This is a genomic window from Kitasatospora paranensis (assembly GCF_039544005.1).
In the GTDB taxonomy this organism is placed as follows: domain Bacteria; phylum Actinomycetota; class Actinomycetes; order Streptomycetales; family Streptomycetaceae; genus Kitasatospora; species Kitasatospora paranensis.
This window is the reverse complement of sequence record NZ_BAABKV010000001.1, coordinates 2075138-2091360: the sequence shown is the minus strand read 5'-3', so window position 1 is coordinate 2091360 and position 16223 is coordinate 2075138. Positions and strand designations below refer to the sequence as shown.

The following is a 16223-nucleotide window of genomic DNA, read 5'->3' as shown; positions in this document are numbered from 1 at the left end:
ACCGCGGGCGGCCGGCTCGACCCCGAGTACGATTCCGAGCCGGTCGCGGTGGGCGACCGCCCCGCGGCACCTGAACGGGTGGCAACCCGCCAGGTGCCCGTCCCGGACGGCCCCGTCCCGCCCCCGACGCCGTACGGCCCACCGACGGCTCAGCCGCGGTAGGACGATCGGACGATGTGCCCGTCGAGGCGGTGCTCGCCAGGGCCACTGCCCACCTGCTGTCACTGCAGAACCCGGACGGTTGGTGGAAGGGCGACCTCGAGACCAACGTCACCATGGACGCCGAGGACCTTTTACTGCGGGAGTTCCTGGGCGTCCGCACCGCGGACCAGACCCGGGCCACGGCAGCCTGGATCCGTTCACAGCAACGAGAGGACGGCACCTGGGCGACCTTCCACGGCGGGCCGCCCGAACTCTCCACCACCGTCGAGGCGTACGTCGCCCTGCGACTCGCCGGGGACGACCCCGGCGCCCCCCACATGCAGGCAGCCGCCCGGTACGTCCGGGAGGCCGGCGGCATCGCCGCCACCCGGGTCTTCACCCGGATCTGGCTCGCGCTCTTCGGCTGGTGGCCGTGGGAGAGACTCCCCGAGCTCCCACCCGAGATCCTCTTCCTGCCCAGCTGGGCCCCGCTCAACATCTACGCCTTCGGCCAGTGGGCCCGGCAGACCATCGTGCCGCTCACCGTCGTCTCGGCCCACCGCCCCGTCCGGCCCGGCCCCTTCGCGCTCACCGAGCTCCACGCCGACCCGGCAGACCCGTACCCCGCCCGTCCGCTGGCCCCCGCCGCGACCTGGGACGGCATGTTCCAGCGCCTCGACCGGCTGATGCACCAGTACCACCGCTTCGCGGTCAAGCCGCTGCGCCGGGTCGCGCTCGCCCGGGCCGGCCGGTGGATCGTCGACCGGCAGGAGGCCGACGGCTGCTGGGGCGGCATCCAGCCGCCCGCCGTGTACTCGCTGATCGCCCTCCACCTGCTCGGCTACCAGCTCGACCACCCGGTGATGAAGGCCGGCCTCGACGCGTTCGACGGCTTCACCGTGCAGACCGAGGACGGCCGCCGCTGGCTGGAGGCCTGCCAGTCCCCGGTCTGGGACACCTGTCTGGCCACCGTCGCGCTGCGCGACGCCGGCCTCCCGGGCGACCACCCGGCGCTGGTGCGGGCCGCCGACTGGATGCTCGGCGAGGAGATCACCACCCCCGGAGACTGGTCGGTCAAGCGGCCCAAGCTCGCCCCGGGCGGCTGGGCGTTCGAGTTCCAGAACGACACCTACCCCGACATCGACGACACCGCCGAGGTGGTGCTCGCCCTGCGCCGGGTCGCCCACCCGGAGCCCGAGCGGATGGCGGCCGCCGTCCGGCGCGGCGTCGAGTGGAACCTCGGCATGCAGTCCCGCAACGGCGCCTGGGGCGCCTTCGACGTCGACAACACCAGCCCGTTCCCGAACAAGCTGCCGTTCTGCGACTTCGGCGAGGTCATCGACCCGCCGTCGGCGGACGTCACCGCCCATGTCGTCGAGATGCTCGCCGAGGTCGGCCGGGCCCGCGACCCGCGCACCCTGCGCGGCATCGCCTGGCTGCTGGAGAACCAGGAGGCCGACGGATCCTGGTTCGGCCGCTGGGGCACCAACTACATCTACGGCACCGGCTCGGTGCTGCCCGCCCTGGTCGCCGCCGGGCTTGAGCGGGACCACCCGGCGATCCGCCGCTCCGTCCGCTGGCTGGAGAGCCGGCAGAACCCGGACGGCGGCTGGGGCGAGGACATGCGCTCCTACGAGGACCCAGCCACCTGGGCCGGCCGGGGCGACTCCACCGCCTCGCAGACCGCGTGGGCCCTGATGGCCCTGCTCGCCGCCGGGGAGGGCCCCGACGGAGCCGGGGCCGAGAGCGTCGAGCGCGGCGTGCGCTGGCTGGCCCGCACCCAGCGGCCGGACGGCACCTGGGACGAACCCCAGTTCACCGGGACGGGCTTCCCCTGGGACTTCTCGATCAACTACCACCTGTACCGCCTGGTCTTCCCGGTGACGGCGCTCGGCCGGTACGTGACCGGGCGGCCGCTCGGTGCGGGGGGCGGTGACCGGTGAACGGGCAGCAGCACCGGGCAGCCGAAACGTCACTGCCCGACCGATCGAACGGAGGAACGGCATGACGGGCGGTCCCCTGCTGGTGCTGTGCGCGCTCGGCCCCGAGGCCTGGGCGCTGCGCGGTGGTGACTGGGCCGGCGGCGTCGGCGGCCCGCCGGTGCTGGTGCGGACGGGGATCGGGCGCCGGCGCGCCGGCCGCAGCGTCCGCACGGTGCTCGCCCGCGGCGGGTACGGCGCCCTGGTCGTCGCCGGCTTCGGCGCGTCCGTGGCCCCCGGAGTCCGTCCCGGCGACGTGGTGGTGGCCGACGCCGTCCGCGACACCGAGGGCCGGCAGTTCGGCCTCGACACCGCACGGTCGATGGCCAAGGCCCTCCAGGCGCACGGCCTGACCACGCACATCGGCCTGCACCACACCGCCGACCACGTCGTCCGCGGCGCCGAGCGGCAGGCCCTGCACCTGCGCGGCGCCCTGGCCGTCGACATGGAGGCCGCCGGGGTCCTCGCGGCCCGGGCCGACACCCGACCCGACCTGCCCGCCGCCGTGCTGCGGGTCGTGGTCGACACCCCGGAGCACGAGCTGCTCCGGCCGGGCACCCTGCCGGCCGGTTTCCGGGCGTGGCGGACGCTGCGCGCGGCCGTCCCGGCGCTCACCGAATGGCACCGGCTGGCCGCAGCAGCGGTCGCCGACCAGGCCGGCCATGCCGACCTCGCACAGTCCGAGCCCCACCCACAGCCCTCGACGCTCCCCCAGGAGGCGAGTTAGCCATGGCCATGCCGCTGCGCCAGTCCCTTCGCGTCAGCACCTACCTGTTGCAGCAGAAGCTCAAGCGCCGCGAGAAGTTCCCGCTCATCGTCGAGCTGGAGCCGCTGTACGCGTGCAACCTGGCCTGTGAGGGGTGTGGCAAGATCCAGCATCCGGCCGGGGTGCTGAAGCAGAGAATGCCCGTGGCCCAGGCGGTCGGCGCCGTCCTGGAGTCCGGCGCGCCGATGGTCTCCATCGCCGGCGGCGAGCCGCTGATGCACCCGCAGATCGACGAGATCGTCCGCCAGCTGGTCGGCCGGCGCAAGTACGTCTTCCTCTGCACCAACGCCCTGCTGATGCGCAAGAAGCTGGACAGATTCACCCCTTCGCCGTATTTCACCTTCACCGTCCACATCGACGGCCTCCGCGAGCGGCACGACGCGTCGGTGGCCAAGGAGGGCACCTTCGACGAGGCGGTGGAGGCGATCAAGGAGGCCAAGCGCCGCGGCTTCCGGGTCACCACCAACTCGACGTTCTTCAACACCGACACCCCGCAGACGATCATCGAGGTGCTCGACTACCTCAACGACGAACTGAAGGTCGACGAGATGATGATCTCGCCGGCCTACGCCTACGAGAAGGCCCCGACCAGGAGCACTTCCTCGGCGTCGCGCAGACCCGCGAGCTGTTCCGCAAGGCCTTCGCCGGCGGCAACCGCAGGCGCTGGCGGCTCAACCACAGCCCGCTCTTCCTGGACTTCCTCGAAGGCAAGATCGACTTCGAGTGCACCGCCTGGGGCATCCCCAACTACTCGCTGTTCGGCTGGCAGCGGCCCTGCTACCTGATGGCCGACGGCTACGTCCCCACCTACCGGGAGCTCATCGAGAAGACCGACTGGGACAAGTACGGCCGCGGCAAGGACCCGCGCTGCGAGAACTGCATGGCGCACTGCGGCTACGAGCCCACCGCCGTCCTCGCCACCATGGGCTCGCTCAAGGAGTCGCTGCGCGCCGCCCGCGAGACGCTCGGCTCCGGACGCGTCAACTGACCGCCCCGTCCGGTGCGCGCCCACGGGCGCGCACCGGACGCGGACAACAGGCGCGCCGTCCCCGGCGGCCGCACCCTGGACACAGACGGTCATCGCCCTCCTTCGAGCCGCGAGGTGAAGCCATGTCACTCCTGTCCACCATCACGGGGCCGGCCGACCTCAGACGGCTGCCCGACGACGACCTGCCGGTGCTGGCCGACGAGATCCGCGACTTCCTGATCGACGCCGTCACGCGCACCGGCGGCCACCTCGGCCCCAACCTCGGCGTCGTCGAGCTCACCATCGCGCTCCACCGGGTCTTCGACTCACCGCACGACCGCATCCTCTGGGACACCGGCCACCAGGCGTACGTCCACAAGCTGCTCACCGGCCGCCAGGACTTCTCCCGGCTGCGCGGCAAGGGCGGCCTGTCCGGCTACCCCTCGCGCGCCGAGTCCGAGCACGACCTCATCGAGAACTCGCACGCCTCCACCGCGCTCGGCTACGCCGACGGCATCGCCAAGGCCAACCAGCTGCTCGGCGCCGACCGGCACACCGTCGCCGTCGTCGGCGACGGCGCCCTCACCGGCGGCATGGCCTGGGAGGCCCTCAACAACATCGCCGAGGCCCAGGACCGCCCGCTCGTCATCGTCGTCAACGACAACGAGCGCTCCTACGCCCGCACCATCGGCGGCCTCGCCCACCACCTCGCCACCCTGCGCACCACCCGCGGCTACGAGCGCTTCCTCGCCTGGGGCAAGGAGGCGCTGCAGCGCACCCCGATCGTCGGCCAGCCCATCTTCGGCGCCCTGCACGGCGCCAAGAAGGGCTTCAAGGACGCCTTCGCCCCGCAGGGCATGTTCGAGGACCTCGGGCTCAAGTACATCGGTCCGATCGACGGCCACGACATCGCCGCCATGGAACAGGCGCTGGGCCGCGCCCGGCATTTCGGCGGCCCGGTGATCGTCCACTGCATCACCCGCAAGGGCCGCGGCTACCGGCCCGCCGAGCAGGACGAGGCCGACCGCTTCCACGCGGTCGGCGCCATGGACCCGTACACCTGCCTGCCGGTGTCGCCCTCGGCCGGGCAGTCCTGGACGTCCGTCTTCGGCGCCGAGATGGTCGAACTCGGCAGCGACCGGCCGGACGTCGTCGCCGTCACCGCCGCCATGCTGCAGCCGGTCGGCCTCGCCGACTTCGCCGCCGCGCACCCCGACCGGACCTTCGACGTCGGCATCGCCGAGCAGCACGCCGTCGCCAGCGCCGCGGGCCTGGCCACCGGCGGTCTGCACCCGGTCGTCGCGGTCTACGCGACCTTCCTCAACCGGGCGTTCGACCAGGTCCTGATGGACGTCGCCCTGCACCGGCTCGGCGTCACCTTCGTGCTCGACCGGGCCGGCGTCACCGGCAACGACGGCGCCTCCCACAACGGCATGTGGGACATGTCGATCCTCCAGGTCGTCCCCGGGCTGCGGCTCGCCGCCCCGCGCGACGCCGAGCAGCTGCGCACCCAGCTCCGCGAAGCCGTCGAGATCACCGACGGGCCGACCGTGCTGCGCTTCCCCAAGGGCGAACTCGGGCCCGCCGTCCCCGCCCTGCAGCGGATCGGCGCCGTGGACGTGCTCCAGCGCACCGGGCCCGCGCCGGAGATCCTGCTCGTCGCCGTCGGCGCGATGGCCCCGGCCTGCCTGGATGCCGCCGCCCTGCTGCTCGCCGACGGCTTCTCCGCCACCGTCGTCGACCCGCGCTGGGTCCGTCCGGTGGACCCGTCCCTGGTCGAACTCGCCGCCGCCCACCGCCTGGTGGTGACGGTGGAGGACAACGGCCGGACGGGCGGCGTCGGTTCGGCGATCGCCCAGGCACTGCGCGACGCGGACGTGGACGTCCCGCTGCGCGATCTCGGCATCCCGCAGGAGTTCCTGGCCCACGCCGGGCGGGGAGAGATCCTGGAGGAGATCGGTCTCACCGGCACCGGCGTCGCCGCCCAGACGGCCGCCTTCGCCAAGCAGTTGCTGACGATCAGAGGAGCGAACCCGCACAATGCCGGCTGACCGTCCCACCCCGGGACTCGACCTCGCCGCGCTGCTCGCCGACCGCGGCGCCGAACGGTACGAGCTGCACGCGCGTCATCTCAACCCGCAGCTGCCGCGAATGCTGCGCACCATCGGCTTCGACCGGACGTACGAGCGGGCCCGGGGGCCGTACTTCTACGACGCCGAGGGCAACGAGTACCTGGACATGCTCGCCGGGTTCGGGATCTTCGCGCTCGGCCGGCACCACCCGGTGGTGCGGGCCGCCGTCCAGCAGGTGATGGACCTCGACCTGCCCGACCTCACCCGGTTCGACTGCGCCCCGCTGCCCGGCCTGCTCGCCGAGCAGCTCCTCGCCCTCGCGCCCGGCATGGACAGGGTGTTCTTCGGCAACAGCGGCACCGAGGCCGTCGAGACGGCACTCAAGTTCGCCCGGTACGCCACCGGCAGGCGCCGGATCCTCTACTGCGACCACGCCTTCCACGGTCTGACCACCGGCTCGCTCTCGGTCAACGGCGAGAGCGGCTTCCGCAAGGGATTCGATCCACTGCTGCCGGACACCGCCATCCCGCTCGGCGATCTCGCAGCGCTGGAGCGCGAGTTGAAGAAGGGCGACGTCGCGGGCCTGATCGTGGAGCCGATCCAGGGCAAGGGCGTGCACGAGGCCCCGCCCGGCTGGCTGCGCGCCGCCCAGGACCTGCTGCACGCCCACAAGGCACTGCTGATCTGCGACGAGGTGCAGACCGGCGTCGGCCGCACCGGCGACTTCTTCGCCTACCAGCACGAGGACGGCGTCCGCCCCGACCTGGTCTGCGCGGCCAAGGCGCTCTCCGGCGGCTACATCCCGATCGGCGCCACCCTCGGCAAGGGCTGGATCTTCGAGAAGGTCTACTCCTCGATGGACCGGGTGCTCGTCCACTCGGCGAGCTTCGGCTCCAACGCCCAGGCGATGGCCGCGGGGCTCGCCACCCTGCACGTCATGCGGGAGGAGCGGGTGGTGGAGAACGCCCGCCGGATCGGCGACCTGCTCCGGCTGCGGCTGGCGGCGCTGATGGACAAGTACGAGCTGCTCGCCGATGTCCGCGGGCGCGGGCTGATGATCGGGATCGAGTTCGGCCGGCCCCGGTCGCTGAAGCTGCGCACCGGCTGGACGGCCCTGCAGGCAGCCCGCAAGGGGCTGTTCGCGCAGATGGTGGTGGTGCCGCTGCTCCAGCGCCACCGGATCCTCACCCAGGTCTCCGGCGACCACCTGGAGGTCATCAAGCTCATCCCGCCGCTCATCATCACCGAGCGGGACGTGGACCGCTTCACGGAGGCCTTCACCGAGGTGATGGACGACGCCCACCGCGGCAGCGGCCTGATGTGGGACTTCGGCCGCACCCTGGTCAAGCAGGCGGTCGCCAACCGCTGACCGGCGGCGGGGCCGGGAGCGCGGCTGTCGGTGCGGGCCGTTCGGCGGCGGGGCGCGGGCGGGCCGTGCCCGGGGAACGGCCCGCCCGGGGCTCAGCGCGGTGGCTCGATCCCGGTGAAGGGGCCGCCCAGCAGCCGTGCGTCCACGCCGTCGGGCGGCAGCTCGCCGTGCTCGGCGATGATCTCGGCGGCGTACTCCTCGGCGTCGTCCCGCGGCTCGTAGCCGAGGGCCCGGGCCGGGGCGAGGTCCCACCAGCCGCGGGTGTTGGCGCTGATGCCGTTCACCACGACGTGGCCCGTCACCGGCGCGGTGAGCGCGGCGTGCACCAGGCGGGCGCAGTCGGCCGGGCTCAGCCAGGTGGAGAGCATCCGGGTGGTGGTCGGCCGGGGGAAGCACGAACCGATCCGCACCGAGACGGTGGTGACGCCGTACTTGTCGGCGTAGAGCTGCGCCAGCCCCTCGCCGAACACCTTGGACAGGCCGTAGTAGGTGTCGGGACGGGGCGGGATCGCGGTGCCGATCAGCCCTGCGCCGCCCGGCCCGCGGCCCTCCAGCGGGGTGAATCCGACGGCGTGGTTGGAGCTGGCGAACACCACCCGCGGCACGCCCTCCTGCCGGACGGCCTCGTAGACGTGGTACGCGCCCTCGATGTTCGCGCCGAGGATGGCTTGGAAGGTGTCCTCCTGCGAGATCCCGCCGAGGTGGACGACCGCGTCCACGCCGCGGACGGCCTCCCGGACGGCGTCGGCGTCCCGCAGGTCGAAGACCAGCGCGTCGGGTTCGTTCGGGACGGCGACGAGGTCGGCGCAGCGCAGCCGGTGGTCGAACGCCGGGAGCAGGTGGCGCAGCATGCTGCCGACACCGCCGGCGGCGCCGGTGAGCAGGATGGTCTGGGGCATCGTCAGTCCGTGGTGGTCGTGGAGCACGTGGCATGGCGCGTTGCGGCGTTGGTCGGCGGCGGTCGCGCCGGGACCCGTGTCGTCCGGAGGCCCGGACCCTGCCATGGTCGTTCATCGCAGGGACGATCCGGTGCAGGTGGGACGGCACGGCGTCGAAGTCGGTGTGCACCGGCGGTCCCGCGGACGTCGTCGTGGGTGGTGTTGCGGCTTTCGCCGTGGGCGCCGTCACGGGCGGCAACGGACGAGCCCCACCGGTCGGCCGGTGGGGCTCGCTTCCGCAGCGTTGCCGGTGTGCGCTCAGCGGGCTCCGGGGCAGAGCCCGGCCTGCACGGCGGCCAGGATCCGCTCGGACTTCTCCGGCCCGAAGCCCTGCGGGTGGTCGGGCGAGGTGAAGGTCTGCTGGGTGAGTCGGAGCAGCCGGTCGTGGTCCTTCGGGTAGTGGTAGACGGCCTGGCACTGGGTGCGGGCGGAGGCGACGGCCTTGGCGGGATCCTTGGCGATCGCCGGGTCGATGGCGTTCAGGGCGGCCACCAGCTTCGCGGTGGCGGCGGCGTCCGGCAGCGGCGGGAGCCCGGCGTCGCTGGGCTGCGCGGGCTTGGGGCCGGTCGGTGCGGCGTCGGTCGGGGTCGCGGCACCGGATGCCGTGGCGCTCGCCGCGGCGGAGGGGGCGGTGCCGGCGGCGGGGGCCGTGTCCGAGCCGGAGCCGCCGGAGCTCGAACAGGAGGCGAGGCCGAGGACGGCGGCCGCCATGACGGCCACGGTGAGGGTACGTGTGCGCATCCGCACAGCCTGTCAGGTCCGCGGCGACCTGGGGAGAGGTGTGACAGGGTCGTGACACCCGCAGCCCCGTCCCACCCTGGACGGTCACCACCTGCCGGTCACCACCTGCCGGTCACCGCCTGCCGGTCACAGCTCGGTGCGGCGCCGCCGGACCACCACCCAGAGGTCGACCGCCGCCAGCAGGGTCAGCACGCCGCAGCAGACCGCGAACACCACCAGCGTGCCGCGGCCCGGTACGTCGGAGGACGTGCTGCGGGATGCCCAGAGCGCGAAGCCGGTGGTCATCAGCGCGAACACGGGCAGGAACAGCACCGACAACAGGAACCGCAGCTTGAGGTCACTGCGCGCAGTGACCGGCTCGGTGCCGCTGCGCCAGTACCGGGGTGTCCTGGCCGGGCGTATGCCGCTCACCTCCTGCCCTCGCGGGCTCCCTTCCAGGGTAGGACCGGCCGGCCGCCGCCGGGCGGATCGGCACGGTTCGGCTGGTGGCCACGGTGCGGCGGGAGGCGCCGGCCCTGGGGTGGTGCGGCGGGAGGGGTCAGCCCTGCGGTGGTGGGGCGGATTCCGGCCGGGTGGCGGCGGGCCCGCGGTACAGGGCGACGATCCACCGGTCGACCGCGTCCACGAGCGGTTCGGCGAACGGCAGGGCGAGCAGGACGAGCAGCCCGGCCGCCCAGCCCGCTACCACGTCCGACACCCAGTGCGTCCCGAGGTAGACGGTGGTCAGGCCGATCGAGACGGCCGTCAGACCGGCCAGCAGGGTGCCCGTTCGCCGCCACCGTACCGCCAGGTACGCCAGCACGCCCCAGGTCACCACCGCGTTGGCGGTGTGCCCGGACGGGAAGATCGTCCCGCCGGCGAACAGCTCCGGCGAGTCGATGACGTGCGCGTAGTGCGGCCCCAGCCGGCCGGTGAGGATCTTGATGCCGCCGACCGTGACGTTGAGGAGCAGCAGGGCCGTCCCCATCACCAGCAGCGGCCGGACGGTGCGGTCGCGGTACGAGCGCCAGCCGAGCCAGAGGCAGGCGATGATCGCGGACGGACCGCGCTGCCCGGCGACGATCCACACGTCCAGCAGCGGCTGGATCTCGGGCCAGCGCTTGTACGGCTTCAGCAGTTCGAGCGACCAGTCGAGCCGGACCAGCGGGGTGTCCACCAGCACGCCGGCCACGACCACGGCGTAGACCAGGGCCGTGACGGCGATCAGCGGTACGCGCCACCGGCTGCTGCCCGGCCGCGTCGGCCGCACCGCCGGGGCGGTTGCGGCGGCCGCGGCGGTCGGGGCGGGGGTGTCGTCGCAGGGTCGGGTGGAGGCTCGCACGCACCGACCCTACCTGCCGTCGTCCGGCGGCCGGTCCGGGTCCCGGTCCAGCGGCCGGATCGCCGGGGCGGCCGGGATGTGCGGGGATGTCCGGGGCCTGCCGGCAGACGCCGGGAGGCCCCGCGCGGGATGCGGGGCCTCCGGGTGCTGCGCGGGCGAGGATCAGGGGAGCAGGCGCTCCACGGCGACCGCGCCGTACTTCTGGAGGTCCTGCCGCGCCTTCTCGATCAGGGCCGGCGTCGGCGTGCGGCCGGAGGCCATCACGAGGTCCTCGGGGTCGACCGGGTGTTCCGAGCCGGTGTGCAGCAGGTGGTCCGGGGTGGGCATGGATCGGCTGTCGATGGACTCGCTCATCAGGGCCTCCGGTGGGTTGGAGCGTCGGCCGGGCCGCGGGGCCCGACCGGTTCCGGATCCGTCGCCCGGCACGGACGACGGAGGTCTGCTACCGAGTGTGTACCTACTCCGGCCCTGATCGCACGGCGAACCTCCGGTGAGGTCGGTATCCTCCCGGCCCCCGACCTCCGGCGGGCTCAGTCGAGCGGGCCGCCGGCGACGTAGACCACCTGGCCCGAGACGAAGCCGGCACCCTCGCTGGCCAGGAACGAGATGGTGTGCGCGATGTCCTCGGGGGTGCCGACCCGGTTGACCGGGATCTGCGTGGCGGCCGCCTGCTTGAAGGCCTCGAACTCCATGCCGACCCGGGCCGCGGTCGCCGCGGTCATGTCGGTGGCGATGAAGCCGGGCGCGACCACGTTGGCGGTGATGCCGAACTTGCCGAGCTCGATCGCCAGGGTCTTGGTGAAGCCCTGGAGGCCGGCCTTGGCGGCGGAGTAGTTGGCCTGGCCGCGGTTGCCCTGCGCCGAGGAGGAGGAGAGGTTGACGATGCGTCCGAAACCGGCGTCCACCATGTGCTTCTGCACCGCACGGGTCATCAGGAACGCCCCCTTGAGGTGCACGTTCATGACGGTGTCCCAGTCCGACTCGGACATCTTGAACAGCAGGTTGTCGCGGAGCACGCCCGCGTTGTTGACGAGGACGACCGGCGTGCCCAGCTCGGCGGCGATCCGGTCGACCGCGGCCTGCACCTGTGCGGCGTCGGACACGTCGGCGCCCACCGCGAGCGCGCGGCCGCCCGCCGCGGCGATCGCGTCGACGGTCTGCTTGCCCGCGGACTCCTCCAGGTCGACCACGGCCACGGCGTACCCGTCGGCGGCCAGCCGGAGCGCGGTGGCCGCACCGATGCCGCGGGCCGCGCCCGTGACGATCGCGACCCGGGGGAGGTGGACTGCTCGGTCATGCTCGTACTCGTCTCTCTCGGTGGTGAACGGGCGGCGCGACCCGGGGTGGCGTCCGACACGCCGGTGCCCGGCCGGCGAGGTCCGGCGGAAAGGTGGTACACAGCGTGCTGCGCCGTCACCCTACCGACGAGTAGCCTCGTGGACCAGGGTGCAGAGCCGCAGGTGACGGAGGGTGAGGGAGTTGCCGCGGCCGGACGGGTGAAAGCGAACATGTCGTGGGCCCGACAGATGGCGGAAATATGCCAACTTTGCCGAACATGCGACTACTATCCGCCCCTGCCTGCCGGGGCGCCGCGACCGTTTGTATAGTGTGCGCCAGCAGCCACCGGCTGCACGGCTGGCGCGCCCTCCCATGCAGCAGGACGCTTACTCGCCGTTACTGCCCCGCTCGGGTGTCCCACACACACCGAGCGTGACACCGGGACGGATTTCATGGTGCTGGGGGAGATCCCGACAACCCGCGTGGCCAGTCGACTGCAGCAGTCGCCCGGCCACCTCATCCGCGTGGCCCAGCAGGTGCACACCCGCTTGTGGTCCGAGCACGTCGGAGCCGATCTTACGGCTCCGCAGTTCGCAGTCCTCCTGACGCTCGCCCTCGAACCCGGCGCCGACCAGCGCACGGTGGGCGAACGGGCGTCGCTGGACAAGGCGACGATGGCCGAAATGGTCGCGCGGCTCGTCCGCCGCGGCCTCGTACTGCGCCGGCGCGATCCTGCCGACGGCCGGCGCAAACTGCTGGCCCTCTCGCAGAACGGCGCTCAGGCCGTCCGGGAGGCCACCGGAGGCGTCGTCCGCGTGCAGCGGACGCTCTTCGAACCGCTCAGCCCCGACGAACAGATCGAGATCGTCCGGGTGATGGCCAAGATAGCCCGGCTCGAACCGGCCGCGGTCGCCGCACTGACCGACGCCCGGCCGCTGCTCGACGCGCAGCGCGCGATCGGCTACCTCATCAGGGTGGCCCAGCAGGTGCACACCAAGCTGTGGTCGGAGAAGGTCGGCGCCGACCTCACCGCTCCGCAGTACGCCGTGCTCGACGCCCTGGAGGCCGAGCCGGGCGCCGACCAGCGCACCGTCGGCGAACTCGCGTCGCTGGACAAGGCGACGATGGCCGAAATGGTCAGTCGGCTCGTCCGTCGCGGCCTGGTGCTGCGCCGCCGCGACCCTCGGACGGCCGCCGGAACCTGCTGTCGCTCTCGCCCGCCGGGCAGGAGCTGCTGCACCGGTCCGCCGCGGGGGTCCGCGAGGTCCAGGAGATGCTGCTCTCGCCGCTGGAGCCGGAGGAGCACGCGTCGGCGCTGGCGCTGCTCGCGAAGACCGGCCGCCTGTAGCGGAGAAGCCTGTGCGAACCTGCCGGATGTAACGATTCGGCAGTCCGTGGCAAGGGCCCGGGGCCGTCACCTGTGCGGGGTGACGGACCCGGGCCCTTGTGCTTGTCCGATCATTCCCGTCGCGCGCCGCGCGGGGGCCGGACAAGCCCTCGTGCCGTCGGCGGCCCTCCGGCCGCGTGGCGACGCGTCAGTTCCAGTCGAAGCCCTGCGGGTCCGGGCCGATCCGGCCGCCGTTGTCGAGCCCGGCGATCGCGGCGAGGTCCTCGGCGTCCAGCTCGAAGCCGACGACGTCGAGGTTCTCCCGGATCCGCGACGGGGTGACCGACTTCGGAATGGCGATCACACCGCTCTGCAGGTGCCAGCGGAGCACGACCTGCGCCGCGGTGCGGCCGTGCTTCTCGGCGATCCGCGTGAGGACGGCCTCGCCGAGCAGGGTCTTGCCCTGGCCCAGCGGGCTCCACGCCTCGGTGGCGATGCCATGCTCGGCGTGGAAGGCGCGCAGCTCGTGCTGCGGGAAGTAGGGGTGCAGCTCGACCTGGTTGAGGACGGGCACGAGCGCGCTCTCCTCGACCAGCACCTTGAGCTGCTGCGGACCGAAGTTGGAAACGCCCACCGACTTCGCACGGCCGTCCGCGGCCAGCTCCTCGAAGGCCTTCCAGATGTTGCCGAACGAGCCGTGCATCGGGCGCGGCCAGTGGATCAGGTACAGGTCGACGTAGTCCAGGCCCAGCTTGCCGAGCGACTCGTCGAACGCGCGCAGCACCGCGTCGCGGCCCTGCTGCCCGGACCAGTCCACGGTGCCCGAGTTCCACAGCTTGGTGGTGACGAACAGCTCCTCGCGGGCGACACCCGAGTCGGCGATCGCCTTGCCGGTGCCCGCCTCGTTCTCGTAGACCGCGGCGGTGTCGATGGAGCGGTAGCCCGCCTCGATGGCGGCACCGACGGCCGGGGCCGCCTCGTCGTCCGGGACCTGCCAGACGCCGAAGCCGAGCTGCGGGATGACCGCGCCGTTGTTGAGCGTGACGGTGGGGATGGTGCTCACGGGAAGGGGTGCCCTCCTGGTTGTCCAGTGCTTCCGGATTCGGCCAACGGGGGGAACAACGGATCATTCCCGGTCGGGTCGAATTCCCCGGAACCGGTGAATCCTCGGGCCGTCATGGCCGGAATCCCGCGGTCGGCGCGGAAAACCTGTTGCGCCCGTCACACCGGCCCGGGACGCTCGGTGACCATGACCTCCTGATCCGTGTACCCCCGTGCCCCGCCCCGGCCGCCGCGCTGCGGCGCCGCCCGGGGCGCTCATCCGCACCTCACGCCCGGGCCGCACCGTATGCCGGGGCCCCGCGCCGCGCCCGCGATCCGGGCCGAGCGCCCCGACCTGCCCGCACCATCCGTAACGGAGCGTCATGCCGCTCACCACCCTGCCGCTACCCGATCCCGGCAGCCCCGATCTCTCCTCGCCGCTCGCCTTCCTCCGATGGCTCGGCCGCAGCCAGCGGCGCGGCCAAGTCCTCGCCACCTGCTGGTGCGTCCTGGAGATGGGCTGCATGGCCGCCCTGCCCGTGGCCGTCGGCCGCGGTGTCCAGGCGGCGGTCGACCACGACACCGGCGGCATCTGGCGGGCCGGCGCACTCGCCGTCGTGCTCGCGGCCCTGCAGTCCGTCGGCACGGTGCTGCTGCACCGCCAGGCGGTGTGGAACTGGATCACCGCCGCCGCCCACGTCCGCCAGCTGGTCGCCCGGCAGGCGTCCCGGCTCGGCGGCGGCCTGTCCAGCCGGATCGCGACCGGTGAGATCGTGGCGGTCGGCAGCGGCGACGTCGAGAAGATCGGCTGGTACGTCGAGCTGCTCGCCCGGGTCCGCGGCGCGGTCCTGGTCTGGCTCGGCGTGAGCGCGGTCGTGCTCGTCCGCCATCCGCTGCTGGGCACCGTCGTGCTGCTCGGCGTGCCGGTGCTCGCGGCCTCGGTCTGGCCGCTGCTCGGCCCCTTCGAACGGCGGTACGCGGAGCAGCGCGCCCTCGGCGGCAAGGCCACCGAGCTGGCCGCCGACACCGTCGCCGGTCTGCGGGTGCTGCGCGGCATCGGCGGCGAGGAGCTCTTCCTGGAGCGCTACCGCGCCGCCTCGCAGCAGGTCCGCGGCGCGGCCGTCCGGGCCGCCCGGATCTGGTCCCTCATGCAGGCCCAGCAGATCCTGCTGCCCGGCCTCTTCGTCGTCGTCGTCACCTGGTACGGCGCCGAACTTGCCGCCGACGGCCGGCTCGGCATCGGTGAGCTGATCGCGGTGTACGGTGCCACGGCCTTCCTGGCGGCGCCGCTGCGGATCCTCGGCGAGGCCGCGCACGCCTGGTCGGTCGCCCGGGTCTCGGCCGGCCGCGCCACCCGGGTGCTGGCCCTGACCCGCACCGCCGCCGACGCCACCCTCGACGCCGTCCTGAGCCGTCCGGAGCGCGCCGACCTGCACGACCCGGCGACCGGGCTGACCGCACGGGCGGGCCGTCTCACCGCGGTGGTGTGCGGAGACCCGGACGTGGCGGGCCGGCTCGCCGCCCGGCTCGGCGGCCACGTGCCGCTCGCCGAGGGCGAGCAGCCGCAGCCCGCCGTCCGGCTGGGCGGCACGCCACTGGACAGCGTCCCGCTGACGGAGGCCCGCGCCGCCGTGCTCGTCCACGACAAGGAGCCGGTGCTGCTCTCCGGCACTCTCGCCGAGCTTCTCGACGTCCCCGGCGCCGGCCGGATCGAGATCGCCGACGCGCTCGCCGCCGCCCGCGCCGACGACGTCCTGGACGCCCTGGTCGACGGCTCCCCGGAGTGCGCCGGCGACGCGATGCGCGCCCGGATCACCGAGCGGGGCCGCTCGCTCTCCGGCGGCCAGCGCCAACGCCTCGCGCTCGCCCGGTCGTTGGTCGCCGACCCGCCGGTTCTCGTGATGGACGAGCCGACCAGCGCGGTGGACGCGCACACCGAGACCCGGATCGCGGCCGGACTGCGCAAGCTGCGCGGCGACCGGACGACCGTCGTCTTCGCCACCAGCCCGCTGCTGCTCGACCAGGCCGACACCGTCGTCCTGCTGCGCGACGGCCGGGTCACGGCGACCGGCACCCACCGCGAGCTGCTCACCGGTGATCCGCACTACCGCGCCGTGGTCACCCGCGGCGAGGACGCGGACGCCACCGACGCCACCGGTCCCGCCGGCCGTGCCGACGCCGCCGACAGCACTGTCCCCGCAGATTCCGCGGCCGCCGCGCCGCGCACCCCGAAGGAGGCGGCATGCCGCTCGTCAGAGGGATGAAGCCCCCGCCGTCCAGGAG

Annotated in this window: 12 protein-coding genes and 2 pseudogenes; 7 read left to right on the top strand and 7 right to left on the bottom strand. The window is 73.3% G+C overall.

From position 1 onward, the window contains the following. Window positions 1-176: 176 nt before the first annotated feature. The 5 genes and pseudogenes from shc to ABEB13_RS10410 all read left to right on the top strand — a co-directional run bounded on the left by shc (window position 177) and on the right by ABEB13_RS10410 (window position 7294). A complete protein-coding gene (shc, locus tag ABEB13_RS10430; protein WP_345705267.1) occupies window positions 177-2084 on the top strand; it encodes a squalene--hopene cyclase in 1908 nt (635 codons plus the stop codon). A 61-nt stretch (window positions 2085-2145) separates the two neighbouring features. Continuing rightward, window positions 2146-2847, top strand: a complete 702-nt coding sequence (locus ABEB13_RS10425) for a phosphorylase family protein (RefSeq protein ID WP_345705266.1) — start codon at window positions 2146-2148, stop codon at window positions 2845-2847. Window positions 2848-2849: 2 nt separating this feature from the next. After that, window positions 2850-3874: pseudogene (hpnH, locus tag ABEB13_RS10420) on the top strand (adenosyl-hopene transferase HpnH). A gap of 122 nt (window positions 3875-3996) precedes the next feature. After that, complete coding sequence (gene dxs, locus ABEB13_RS10415; protein ID WP_345705265.1) at window positions 3997-5904, top strand: 1-deoxy-D-xylulose-5-phosphate synthase; 1908 nt, start codon at window positions 3997-3999, stop codon at window positions 5902-5904. Next, window positions 5894-7294 carry an aspartate aminotransferase family protein gene (locus tag ABEB13_RS10410; RefSeq protein ID WP_345705264.1) on the top strand — a complete coding sequence of 467 codons (1401 nt, stop codon included), beginning with the start codon at window positions 5894-5896 and terminating at the stop codon, window positions 7292-7294. Before dxs ends, ABEB13_RS10410 begins: the two co-directional genes overlap by 11 nt. Before the next feature lie 92 nt (window positions 7295-7386). On the opposite strand, the gene ABEB13_RS10405 is transcribed toward ABEB13_RS10410, so the two are convergent. The 6 genes from ABEB13_RS10405 to fabG form a co-directional block, all read right to left on the bottom strand. Further along, window positions 7387-8199 (bottom strand): NAD-dependent epimerase/dehydratase family protein, encoded by an 813-nt coding sequence (locus ABEB13_RS10405; protein WP_345709619.1) that lies wholly within the window; start codon window positions 8197-8199, stop codon window positions 7387-7389. A gap of 291 nt (window positions 8200-8490) precedes the next feature. Continuing rightward, on the bottom strand, window positions 8491-8973 hold the full coding sequence (locus ABEB13_RS10400) for a hypothetical protein (RefSeq protein WP_345705263.1): 483 nt from the start codon (window positions 8971-8973) through the stop codon (window positions 8491-8493). Between the two features lie 126 nt (window positions 8974-9099). Then, a complete protein-coding gene (locus ABEB13_RS10395; RefSeq protein ID WP_345705262.1) occupies window positions 9100-9384 on the bottom strand; it encodes a DUF6343 family protein in 285 nt (94 codons plus the stop codon). Window positions 9385-9511: 127 nt separating this feature from the next. Continuing rightward, the gene (locus tag ABEB13_RS10390) at window positions 9512-10294 is read right to left on the bottom strand and encodes a phosphatase PAP2 family protein (RefSeq protein WP_345705261.1); all 783 of its coding nucleotides are present in this window, start codon (window positions 10292-10294) and stop codon (window positions 9512-9514) included. 162 nt (window positions 10295-10456) lie between these two features. After that, complete coding sequence (locus ABEB13_RS10385; protein WP_100891087.1) at window positions 10457-10648, bottom strand: hypothetical protein; 192 nt, start codon at window positions 10646-10648, stop codon at window positions 10457-10459. A 176-nt stretch (window positions 10649-10824) separates the two neighbouring features. Next, window positions 10825-11559 carry a 3-oxoacyl-ACP reductase FabG gene (gene fabG, locus ABEB13_RS10380; protein WP_345709618.1) on the bottom strand — a complete coding sequence of 245 codons (735 nt, stop codon included), beginning with the start codon at window positions 11557-11559 and terminating at the stop codon, window positions 10825-10827. A gap of 465 nt (window positions 11560-12024) precedes the next feature. Between fabG and ABEB13_RS10375 the strand changes: the two are divergent. Next, window positions 12025-12747: pseudogene (locus ABEB13_RS10375) on the top strand (MarR family winged helix-turn-helix transcriptional regulator); the annotation flags it as partial. A gap of 360 nt (window positions 12748-13107) precedes the next feature. Here the strand turns inward: ABEB13_RS10375 and ABEB13_RS10370 are convergent. Further along, entirely contained in the window at window positions 13108-13962 is an 855-nt protein-coding gene (locus ABEB13_RS10370) for an aldo/keto reductase (protein ID WP_345705260.1), read from the bottom strand. Between the two features lie 361 nt (window positions 13963-14323). Here ABEB13_RS10370 and ABEB13_RS10365 point away from each other — a divergent pair, with 361 nt between their 5' ends. Beyond that, complete coding sequence (locus ABEB13_RS10365) at window positions 14324-16204, top strand: ABC transporter transmembrane domain-containing protein (protein ID WP_345705259.1); 1881 nt, start codon at window positions 14324-14326, stop codon at window positions 16202-16204. The last annotated feature ends 19 nt before the right edge of the window (window positions 16205-16223 follow it).